The sequence below is a fragment of the Vallitalea sp. genome, from assembly GCF_025211055.1.
Classification (GTDB): Bacteria; Bacillota; Clostridia; order Lachnospirales; family Vallitaleaceae; genus Vallitalea.
The window spans coordinates 41,065-52,808 of the sequence record NZ_JAOARO010000033.1 but is presented as its reverse complement, the minus strand read 5'-3'; the positions used below and the strand labels follow the sequence as shown (position 1 = coordinate 52,808).

Here is an 11,744-nt window from a genome sequence, read left to right as displayed (position 1 = left end):
TTTAAAGCATAACAGCAGTTATGTCTATTTCTTTTACCCATTTTTCTACTTTTATTTGTAATTCAGACAATATTTACTTGTCAAAGTGCTTTTGTCAGCTTTGCTGACATGATCTCTCAAGATTCCGAGAGATTATTTAAGTCTAGTCTCTATTAAGCCAGCTAATGCTTCTGCTTCATCAGCTAATAACTCTTTGTCTTTTCCTTCAATCATTACTCTAACTAATGGTTCAGTACCAGAAGGTCTTATTAATACTCTTCCTTCACCATCAAATTTAGCTTCTAGTCTCTCTATTTCATTTTTTATTACTTCATCTTCTAAGTAACTGTATTTGTTACCATTGCTGACTTTGGCATTTACTAATACTTGTGGTAATACTTCCATAACATTAGCTAATTCTGATAATTTTTTATCTGAGTGTTTGAGTGCTTCTAATAGATGAATAGCTGTTAAGAGTCCATCACCTGTTGTATTTTCTTCTAAAAAAATAATATGTCCTGATTGCTCCCCACCAAGATTGTAGCCTTGTTCTATCATCTTTTCTAATACGTATCTATCGCCAACTTTTGTTTGCTCCATATGTATGTTCTTTTCTTTTCCCATAATAAATAATCCTAGATTACTCATTACAGTTGCAACAACAGTATCTTTTTTTAATAATCCTTTGTCTTTCATGTATAGACCACAGATAGCCATAATCTTATCACCATCAACCATATTTCCATGTTCATCTACTGCAAGACATCTATCAGCATCACCATCAAATGCAAGACCTATATCAGCACCTACTTGTTTTACAAAATGTTGTAAGTCTTCCATATGAGTAGAACCACATTTCTTGTTTATGTTAGTTCCATCAGGCTCATTATGAATGATAAATACTTCTGCACCTAATTGTCTTAGTGTTTCTGGTGCGGATACATATGATGCCCCATTAGCACAATCAATAACTATCTTCATTCCTTCTAAGTCAATGTCTATTACACTCTTAACATACTCAATGTAATCTGTTATACTTTCTCTCTTACGCTTAACTCTTCCTATCTTAGTTCCTGTAGGGAATTCTAGTTTCTCACTGTTATTCAACATTATATCTTCTATTTCTTCTTCTAGTTCATCAGATAATTTATATCCTTTACTATTGAAGAATTTTATTCCATTGTATTCTACTGGATTATGAGAAGCGGATATTACTACTCCCGCATCTGCATTATATAATCTTGTTAAATAGGCTACCGCTGGTGTCGGTACTACTTCAATACTTACCACGTTGGCTCCAACTGAACATATACCTGAGATAAGCGCTGCTTCCAACATTTCTCCTGATATTCGTGTATCTCTTCCTATTAATATAGTTGGCTTATGTTTTTTCTCTTTAGTAAGTACGTAAGCACCTGCCTGCCCTAATTTGTATGCCATCTCTATAGTAAGTTCTTTGTTAGCAATTCCTCTTACACCGTCGGTTCCAAATAATTTACCCATAATTATATTCCTTTCATATTATATTTATATGTTATATCTATTCTTTAGTTTAATTGATTACAAAATTAAATTAGGAAAATATTAGTAGTATTTTACCTCTTTACACTTTCACAATTATATCACTCCCTATATTTACCTTCAATAAATTATGAAATAAATAGCTTTTTGTTTTAGGTCTGGTATATACCACTTTCTAAAGTGGTATATACTATAGTAATATGTAATAATCATTATTTTTGTTACTTGGCTTTATATAAAACTTTTTATCCATAAAAAGAGGCTGTCTAACAATACCTTTTAGCTTATAGCCAAAAAATATTATTAGACAGCCCCGTATAAAAATATTAATTGTTAACTGTTGTATCATCTACAGGTTCATCACTTATAGTATCTTCTCCCATGTCACCAGTATTATCCTGTATGTCGTCAGCTACACCTTGATCTTGATTAGTTAATTCTATTATAACTTTTGGAATTTCAGTAACAAGTTCAACACTTCTTGGGTATGTAATACCCAAAGTAACTTCATGTATCCCTTCCTCCAAGTTATTAAGATTTATCGTAGGATTAAGACTGTATACTGTAATTCTGTTCAAGTCTTCTTGAATTCCTCGAAACTTAACCTTAATATCTTCTGTATTAACTATAGATATATTTAGATTCTCTGGTAATCTATCAATACTAATATCATGAGTTAATATTACTACGTCTTTTTCTTGAACTTTGTCTACATTCAATTTAACCGTAACCATATTAGTGTTTTGATACCTTGATACTCCTACTGGTAGTACTGTGGCTAAATCAATTTCTTTATTAACATCAGCAGTAACATTATTAAGTGGTACTTGTAATACTAGATTATTTATTTTATCAATAGCCGTTTCTTCTCCAATAAGAGTTACCTTATTAGGATTAACTTCACTTCCAGTCAATTTGTATCCCGAAGGCAAACTACCTGTGGTCTTAATAAGCACATTAACTTTTTTCAATTTCCTGATAGGAACTTGGTAATTTACTTCTTCTATACTCTTATCTATGTCACTAATTTCATTACCATTTTTATCTAATAATCTTATTTTACCAACAGATGTAACGTCATTAGTGGCACCATCAATACCAAAGGTTACTTTAACTTCTTTTACTTGAGCCATCTTAGATTCTGCTCCTTCTATTTCAACAGTATTTGGAGTAATAATAGGATCTAGATGAATATATGATTCCTTAGGATTACCCTCAAATTCATAGGTTATTTGTCTAATTTCTGATTTAATATTTTCTCTTGTTATACGCATATCATTAGGACTTTTCTTAACTACAGTAATAGCTTCATTATTTGTTTTTATATCAATAACCAATGTATCCGTAAAAGATAAATACTGCATATCAACTGTAGCTATTATATCTTCTTTATTGAACCTTTCAATTATTTTACGTTTTCCACCTAGTGTTACATCCACATATTGACCTTCTATAAAATTGATATATTGGTTTTTGGACGTTATTACCCGTTCATTAAGAACTTTAACAGGAATATTCTTAAAATCCTTAGTTATATATGGATCTTCAACCTGTACAATAGCAAACCAAACAAAGAAGGCTATTACAATTGATGCAATTTTCCATCCTACGTTTCTTGAGAATATATTACCCATTTCTTTGTCTACCTTTCCAAATCTTAAATTTCTTTATGTCAGCTGTTTTCTTTTGATAGATTAATTTATTTTTCAAGTAATCACTATCTATATTTCTAATTATATTGCCACCTAATGCCATTGATACATTTCCTGTTTCTTCTGAAACTATGATAACTATACAGTCAGAAACTTCCGTTATACCAACTGCTGCTCTATGCCTTGTACCTAACTCTTTACTAAGACTCATATTATCTGAGAGTGGTAAATAGCAAGTTGCTGCAACTATCTTATTATTACGAATTATAATTGCTCCATCATGGAGTGGAGTATTGTGTTCAAATATATTTATAAGTAATTGACTTGTTATAGTTGCATTCAACGGTATTCCAGTTCGTTCATATTCACCCAGTTTTACTTCTCTTTCAACAACTATTAATGCTCCTGTTTTGAATTTTGCCATTTCTTCTGTTGCTGTTACAATTTCTTCTATTGCCTTTAATGAAATCTTCTCTTTTTTGTCTTTCTGCTCTTCAAATATTAAAAATGTAGAGAAAAAATTTCTTCGGCCAAGCTGTTCCAATGCACTTCTAAGTTCTGGCTGAAATACAATCAGTAAGGCTATGATTCCAGTATTTATGGTTTTGACAAATATAAAAGTTATAGTGTTTAGTTCGAGTATCATTGATATAAATGCAATAATAGATATTATTAATAAACCTTTAAAAAGTGTCCAGGCTCTAGTACCTCTAACCCATTTTAAAAGTTGATATATGACAAATGCAATCAAAGCTATTTCAATTACATCTTTTACGCCTATTATAGGCAAATCCAAACGTATCAATTTTAAATTTTCCCAAAAGTTATTCAAATCTTCCAATATTACACCCTCTTTAACCATGTTTCTATCAATCTTAGACTATTCATTCTACCAATATTAACCTATACCTTATTATAATACTTATATTAATAAACAAATTCATTGAATTATTTTAATATTATAAGGTTAATGGGCGTATATAATTGATACCCCTTCTAGTTACAAAAGATTAACTTATATGTAATTTATTATATCATTATTTATACTTTATAAAAATAGATTTTTATAAAATTTTTTTAAAAATATATTCCATAACTTGATTTACGAAAAATGTAATTTTTTAAAAAAACGAAGAGAGTCATAAGACTTCTTCGTTATGTTAATTGATTATTAATCAATAGATATTATTTTGTTATATTATTTATACGCTTTATTTTTTTAATCTGTTTTCCAATCTTAATCTTAGGTATTGCTTTCACGTAATAGATATAATCATCGTCTTCAAACTGTACTTTCTCAGCTCTTGTATAGTGTAAACATACTTTCAAGAATTGACAAGCAAAAACAAATATTATTGATAGTATAGAACCTAATATAACTCCAAGTATACTAATATCTGTTTTTAATATTATATTTCCAATAATAAATCCTAACAAGTTAGTAATACTACCAGCTACAATGGCAATGTACCATACATAGTCTATTTCTAAACGGCTTACAAAATATGTAATCAAGATAACTGCAATAAATATTATAATTGTTAACATCATAGCTTTGTCGTTAAATAGTAAATCTGTAATTGATTTGTACATACTCATAAGTGAATCTGGTAAATCTGTCAAATCTGCTGCTTTTATTGACAGAATAGTTGACATGTGACCTGAAAAAAAGTAGACCCCAACTCCAATGCAAACTGGCACTATTGCTATTGGACCAACAAATAATCCTGCAAAAATAGGCACTATATATGGTATTCCTAGCGAAAAGAGCAACGGAACCGCCACTATGAAATAACCCATTTTAGGAAATATCCTAATATACATCAAGTATATTATTATCATTATCACGAAAATTATTGCTAAAGCTTCAATTGAAACATAGAATAAATGAGTACTAATTACAAATATTAATAAGAGTACTAACCAATTACCAGGAATAAAACTAGCTACTGCTGCTAGTAATATATTTACCACTGGTTTATTAAGTACCTTTGCAAAATTCAAAAACCCATTTAATCTAACAAATACCATTAATGCCAACATAAATCTAGTTATAGGCACTATAAATCTTTCATATCGTTTATACAGTGTTATGAGCACTTCCCTTATCTCATAAAGCTTAGTCATAACTAAAATTTCCTCCTTGAATAAAATCTACACTACTTATAATCATCCAATTTATTAAGTAGTTTTTTATATTTTGCGATCCTTATTTCAGCGCTTCTATATCTTTTTCTATAAATGATTGTCGAAATGACTGTGTAAAATGCTAGTACAACAACTAATATTACAAGATACTTAATACCTAAACTAATATAATTTATATCTCCTAAACTATTAAGGTCTCTAGTAACTCTTCTCATTAAGTCCCCGCCCAATATAATACACATTGCTACCAAAATACCTAATCGTGTTTTAAAGTTATTGTAGGATATATAATTTGACTTAAAATGACCATTTACAGTGAAATCTTCTTTTCCTACATTTTTTTCGTATATAGCAAGATTAGTCATAATCTTTACTTTCTCTTTATTCACAAGTACTCACCCCGTTTCAATAAAGTAGCTATCATGAAGCACTATTGCTCTTTTAATAATGCATCTTTATTATATTTTGAACCAGCATGCCATAAAATCCATTCTTCAAGACCTGCGTCATATGTTGCTTGTATCTGAGCACGTACTTCTTCTGGACCATAAGACTTATAATTTGGTTTTCTTAGATAAGATGCAGTAAAGGCTTGAAGCCAAGGTCTTACTATAGCTGCTTTTTTGCCATTTAATTCTTTGTATTTTTCATTTGATGCTTTCATAGAACCTAGTATTGTCTCGTATGGATATAAGTCTGAATGTTTATCTCTTGGTATTCCAAAGAAACCTTTTCCATAATGTGAAGGATATACCATTGGGCAGATGACATCTAATTTCTCTGCCATAGCTAAGTAATCCTGTCCTATAGTTTTTGCATCTACTTTACTTGTAATAATAGTACCAAATACATCAGCAGATACTTTAACATTATATGGTTTTAATTCTTTCATGGCGTATGCTACAAATTCAGAAATTACTTCCATTCTTGTTTTATTTTCAGCGTCCTTGCCAAAATCTGCGTTATCCAAGCTTCTCGTAGCTTCAAATCTTATATAGTCGAATTGAATTTCTTTGAATCCAACTTCTGCGGCTTTTTTAGCAACATTAAGTACATAATCCCAAGTATCTTTATTATAAGGATTAAGCCATGATATTTTATCATACATCCAAAGACTGCCGTCTTTATTCTTAATGGCAAAGTCAGTTATTTTTTTTGATGACCAAGGGTCTTTAAATGCTACAATACGTGCTATTGGATAGATATCATTCTCATATAATCTATCCATGACGACATTAATGTCATTCATATATTTTACTTCTGCTTTAATTTCATCAGATTGTGGATTATCCATATCAAATGTAATTCTACCTGAATCATTTTTAACATCAATAACAAACGCATTTATCTCTGTAGTGTTAGCAATATCAATTAAGGTATTAAATCTTTCTTTGCTATGAACTGCGGATGCATTTACATAAAGCCCCTTTACTTTTGGCGCTTCACTATATAAAATGTAGCTAGCACCAGGGCTTTCTAGATAATCGTTAAACCCAACTTCCAATGTTTCTACTGTAGCTTCTTCTGGTTTAATTATACTACTGATAAAGTTATTTCCATCATCTGCTTTATTAGTTAAGTATTTATATACAAATGGAGCACAAATTATCAACACTATTAATAAAATCAAGAACCATAATTTTCTCTTATTACGTTGTCTCTTACGATAAGCCATTCATTCATTCCCTCTTTTCAATTGATTTATTTTATTTATCTCAGTTAAATATATCAGTCATGAATATAGTATTATTTAAATTATAGCACATAAAAAAGTTATTTTCGACACTTTTTTAGTAGATAAATTACTTTATTTATATTATAACACTCATTATATTTCTTAATCATATTTATTACTTATTCCCAAAATAATAATCTATATATAATTATTTACTCTAAGTAATCTAAATTCAATATATTTTTTTCAAAAGATTGAAGGTTAACATTATAATAACATGAAGCCTCTGTATTATCGACTTTTAGATCTTCTGAAATATGAGCTATCTGTTCTGAATTTATTGGGAATGGGACTTTTAGCTTTTCTATTATGCTAACACAAAATGATATCAATCTTATAGGTAAATGGATTATTCTAATTTTTTTATTAATCTGAGCAGCTATAATATTAATCATCTTATCGTATTCAATAGGATACTTACCTGCTATAGGCATAATTATATTTTCTTGAAAATCAAGAATGGCTTTTTTAAGATATTCTGCTACTTCCTCTACATAAATGGGTTGCTCTAACGCTTTACCATTTCCAATAACAGGTATAATGCAACTTCTTTTTATCATTTTACATAATTTTGATAAACCTATATCGCCATTACCATATATCAGAGTTGGTCTCATTATAATATAATTAATTGATGAATTTATTATCTCTTTTTCCGCCATTAATTTTGTTCTTGCATAATTGCCTTTATTAATTAGTTTAACATTAATACTACTGACGTATATAATAGATTTTATATGATTTTTTTTACAAAAAGCAATAAAATTTTTTGTTCCTTCCACATTAATTTTATAAAGTAATTTCATATTTTCTTTTTTCCAGTATCCTATTAAATGTATTGCTTTATGAATAGGCTCTTTAATAGAAATATTGGATAAGGTATCTACATCACCTATTATAGGTACTATTTTATCCGAAATAATATATTCTGGCAATTTTCTATACAAGCAGAATATCTTATTTATATTATCGCAATTATCAAGTTTTTTAATCAGATTTTTACCAACTAACCCACTGGCCCCTGTAATAAATACATTCATAAAATCACTTGTACACAATATATATTATAATAATTATATATATCTATACTTTCCTTTCTCTAAAAGTTTATATGATAATATAAATATACCTTAAAAGAAATTACCATATAAGATCATTTGTTTTATGAGTTTAGGTATATTTAATATAATTCTCCATTTTTTTCTAAGAAGTATACCGATTTCTCTAGCATCATTATAAAAACATGGTGTTGTATTATTACATTCACAGAGTATTTTTTTGTACTTTTTCTTATTTTTGTTAAAGTCATCAATGTCTACTTGCTTATTTGTAAATTCAATACACGGAGCAAATATCCCGTCTTCTTTCATAACTAAAGAATATTTCATTGCATCACATTCTGGCATAACTTCTTTTTTCATATATTTAATATGTTCTTCGTAAATTAGACTAGCAAAATAATTGTTTTTTCTTGCCCTATTTAGCATATATTCAAATATTTCTTTGACATCATCATAACTATATATTAGGTCATCTTCTTTCTTACCTGCATTACCATTAACATATATATATGGTCTTATTGCATACATAAAACCATAAGTATTTGCAAAATTTTCTAATTTTTTAATCTCATTTATTGTAGTTAGTTTAGATATTGTAGTTGTTATTGCCCAATTACCTTTTCTCTTAATATTTGATATATTTAATATATTTTCTTTTACTTTACTAAGTATATCAACACCCCTGTATTTTTTAAATTTTTCTTCATCTAATGAATCTATACTTATTGCTAAGTTACACTTTCTTATTGCTATCTGTTCTGCTAGCTCCCTATTAAGTAATATTCCATTAGTTATTACTGTAGGCTTAATTTTATTTTTAATAAATATATCAATAATATCTATAAGATCTTTTCTTAATGTAGGTTCACCACCCTGTATAAATACATACCCTATACCAAATTTCTTTAAACGTTTCGCTATAATTTTTATTTGATCAAGATTCATGTCATTGCTCTTTGTCTTCCATATATTACACATTGGACATCTTTCATTACACAATTTTGTAACATCATATATAATTAATATAGGTTTTTTAGTAATTATATTTTTTAATACTCTAATCATTATACTACCTCATTTCCAATTATTGGCTGTTATATATCACAATTTTTTATATGTATAGTAAAATTAGTATACATGAAATACCGAAGCTAAGAATATTAATTAATAAAGGCTTATCTTCTATAATTATTTCTGCAGGCATTTTACAACTATCCTCACTAAATATAAGATATACATATCTGAATATACCATAAAAAACAAACATATTAGTTATCATAAATATCTTATTATCATATTCCAAAATCGAATATAAAGTGTAAGTTATTAAGGTACAACCAACACATATATTCAACATATAGTCAATCAACTTAATTGAGTAAAGTTTAAGATTATGTCTATGACTGGCAGCGGAATCTTCTAAATATACTATTTCGCTTCTTCTCTTTCCAAGTCCCATTAGCATAGATAGGAAAAACGTACATATAATTATCCATGACGATATATAAACTTCAAGTACTAGAGCTCCAGCTATTACTCTAAGTAAAAAGCCTATAGAAATCATCATTACATCAATAATTATATAATTTTTAAATCCAGTGGTATAAATGATGTTATTAATTATGTACAAGATTATTACTATATTAACTCCAATATCAAAATGGATACTGATTATTAGTGATACTATTATTAATATACACATAAAAAATACTGCATTTCTCTTAGATATTGCTCCGCTTGCTATGGGTCTTTTTTTCTTCTTAGGGTGTATCTTATCATTATCAGCGTCATTAATATCATTAAAGATGTATATTATTGATGAAATAATAGTAAAGTATATAAACAATAATATAGAATATTCAATAGCATCTATTTCAATAAATTTTTTTGAAAATATTAGTGCTGCAAATACAAATGAATTTTTTATCCATTGTTTAGGTCTTATTAATTTAATATAATTCATGATAGTATTCATCCTTTGTAAATTCAATGTAATTTTTATTTTATAATTTTATATATATAACCGTCTGTTAACTTTTTAATTAATTTAAGCTGATATATCTTGCTTATATCATTAATTGTATATAAAAAAGTACTGTTTTTATCACCAAACCATACTATATATACCTCTTTAATTTGTTTTATAGAGTTATTAAAACTATCTATATCATACAGTTTAATTCCTTCTTTTTTTGGCATCCATCTACTGTCTATATCTGTATGATAAGTTAATATAGTGGGGTTATTGCTAAATAATATTGTATCTTTGGTATAAGTACCATGTTCTATATATTTTAATGTTTCATTATCAATTATATAGTTACTATATGCTATACCCTCCTCTACATTATGGAATTTCTTCATGTTATTGATGTGATATCTCACTGGATAGTTTACTATTAATAATAGTGCTAATATAATTCCAGGATTAATTATATATAATATCTTTTTATTTTTCTCAAATTGATTAATTAGAGCATCTATTATCAATAAGACTACAAACAGTATCGGTATAAACACAGGAGATAACAGTCTATTATTAATTGGATCTATTGCATATCTTGATTCTGAAATGATAATAACTGTATAATATAATATTGCAAATAAAAAATATTCCGTACACCCTTTTTGAAGATAAGCAATAAACTTCTTCTGTTTTTTTCTTATACATATCAGAATAATAGAAGTCATTATAATAACTACAAGTATGATTATTCCTATTAACATCTTTTTATAATTCTTATCTATGAACCAAGAGTAAAATATATGTAATGATTTATTAATATTATTAACTATTGGTGTTATCTTAGATGTTCTTCCCCCTGTAATTGTTCTAGATATTATAAAATTTCTTAGTACCCATAATAACATGGGAAGAGCTGCTATAATACCATATGTAAACAAATGTTTAATTTTCTTCTTTATGGGTTTTATTCTAACAAGTATAATTATGCAACAAGTTATTAAAACAACAATACCTGTATATCTAGTAAGCCAGCATGATGCTGATAGTAATCCAGATATTATTAACCATTTCATTGATAAGGTATTTTTATATTTCTGAAAACTTATAATTGATACCATAACAAGTAATATAAATAATGGTTCTGTCCATATATGTTTTGATATATGTATTATTGGTATAGAAAAAAATATAAATAATATCCCAATATAAGCCAACCACTTGTTTATTAAGTTACTTAACATCCATTTGCCAGATATAAAAATTAGTACCATAAATATTAGACTATTTAAAACTAATGCAAATTGAGATATTTTAATAGAAAATATAATAGGTATTATTAATATTAATATATATACTGGGGGCCATTGAATAACAGGAGTTTTATAACCAAAATATTTTATTCCATCCCCATTTATTAATGACTTCGCTGCATATGAGTATGCAACTGAATCATGACTGTATACTGCACCTTTTGCTGGTAAAATATTAAGCATAAAAACAAACCCAATCAAAGAAATTATCAAAAGAATAATATTATTAATAATGATTTTTTTATTCATATATGCCTCCATTATAACTATTCATTGGAATAAGCTTCAGTTTCTTTAGCTAATTATATTGATTATACCATAATATTCCATAATAGTAATCTATTTAACAAAAATATACATTAAAATATATTT

General features: G+C 27.6%; 10 protein-coding genes. All 10 read right to left on the bottom strand.

Annotated features, from left to right (window positions below; translation table 11 throughout):
- Positions 1-132: 132 nt before the first annotated feature.
- Positions 133-1,482: a phosphoglucosamine mutase gene (gene glmM, locus N4A55_RS04200; RefSeq protein WP_293754248.1), complete on the bottom strand. Its 1,350-nt coding sequence runs from the start codon at positions 1,480-1,482 to the stop codon at positions 133-135.
- Positions 1,483-1,826: 344 nt separating this feature from the next.
- Positions 1,827-3,134, bottom strand: coding sequence for a CdaR family protein (locus tag N4A55_RS04195; protein WP_293754247.1), 1,308 nt, complete (start codon positions 3,132-3,134; stop codon positions 1,827-1,829).
- The gene (cdaA, locus tag N4A55_RS04190) at positions 3,127-3,993 is read right to left on the bottom strand and encodes a diadenylate cyclase CdaA (protein ID WP_330666308.1); all 867 of its coding nucleotides are present in this window, start codon (positions 3,991-3,993) and stop codon (positions 3,127-3,129) included. Before cdaA ends, N4A55_RS04195 begins: the two co-directional genes overlap by 8 nt.
- A 344-nt stretch (positions 3,994-4,337) precedes the next feature.
- Entirely contained in the window at positions 4,338-5,279 is a 942-nt protein-coding gene (locus N4A55_RS04185; RefSeq protein ID WP_293754246.1) for a hypothetical protein, read from the bottom strand.
- 32 nt (positions 5,280-5,311) lie between these two features.
- Positions 5,312-5,689: a hypothetical protein gene (locus N4A55_RS04180; protein WP_293754245.1), complete on the bottom strand. Its 378-nt coding sequence runs from the start codon at positions 5,687-5,689 to the stop codon at positions 5,312-5,314.
- 41 nt (positions 5,690-5,730) lie between these two features.
- Positions 5,731-6,975: a putative glycoside hydrolase gene (locus N4A55_RS04175; RefSeq protein ID WP_293754244.1), complete on the bottom strand. Its 1,245-nt coding sequence runs from the start codon at positions 6,973-6,975 to the stop codon at positions 5,731-5,733.
- 212 nt (positions 6,976-7,187) lie between these two features.
- Positions 7,188-8,075: an NAD-dependent epimerase/dehydratase family protein gene (locus tag N4A55_RS04170; protein ID WP_293754243.1), complete on the bottom strand. Its 888-nt coding sequence runs from the start codon at positions 8,073-8,075 to the stop codon at positions 7,188-7,190.
- A gap of 90 nt (positions 8,076-8,165) precedes the next feature.
- The gene (locus tag N4A55_RS04165) at positions 8,166-9,161 is read right to left on the bottom strand and encodes a radical SAM protein (RefSeq protein ID WP_293754242.1); all 996 of its coding nucleotides are present in this window, start codon (positions 9,159-9,161) and stop codon (positions 8,166-8,168) included.
- 46 nt (positions 9,162-9,207) lie between these two features.
- A complete protein-coding gene (locus N4A55_RS04160) occupies positions 9,208-10,059 on the bottom strand; it encodes a decaprenyl-phosphate phosphoribosyltransferase (RefSeq protein ID WP_293754241.1) in 852 nt (283 codons plus the stop codon).
- Between the two features lie 35 nt (positions 10,060-10,094).
- The gene (locus tag N4A55_RS04155) at positions 10,095-11,621 is read right to left on the bottom strand and encodes a glycosyltransferase family 39 protein (protein WP_293754240.1); all 1,527 of its coding nucleotides are present in this window, start codon (positions 11,619-11,621) and stop codon (positions 10,095-10,097) included.
- Positions 11,622-11,744 lie beyond the last annotated feature (123 nt).

Coding starts and splice junctions, on each gene's coding strand:
- N4A55_RS04155 (WP_293754240.1), bottom strand. CDS start 11,621: ATGAATAAAAAAATCATTATTAATAATATTATTCTTTTGATAATTTCT.
- N4A55_RS04170 (WP_293754243.1), bottom strand. CDS start 8,075: ATGAATGTATTTATTACAGGGGCCAGTGGGTTAGTTGGTAAAAATCTG.
- N4A55_RS04165 (WP_293754242.1), bottom strand. CDS start 9,161: ATGATTAGAGTATTAAAAAATATAATTACTAAAAAACCTATATTAATT.
- N4A55_RS04160 (WP_293754241.1), bottom strand. CDS start 10,059: ATGAATTATATTAAATTAATAAGACCTAAACAATGGATAAAAAATTCA.
- N4A55_RS04195 (WP_293754247.1), bottom strand. CDS start 3,134: ATGGGTAATATATTCTCAAGAAACGTAGGATGGAAAATTGCATCAATT.
- N4A55_RS04175 (WP_293754244.1), bottom strand. CDS start 6,975: ATGGCTTATCGTAAGAGACAACGTAATAAGAGAAAATTATGGTTCTTG.
- glmM (WP_293754248.1), bottom strand. CDS start 1,482: ATGGGTAAATTATTTGGAACCGACGGTGTAAGAGGAATTGCTAACAAA.
- N4A55_RS04185 (WP_293754246.1), bottom strand. CDS start 5,279: ATGACTAAGCTTTATGAGATAAGGGAAGTGCTCATAACACTGTATAAA.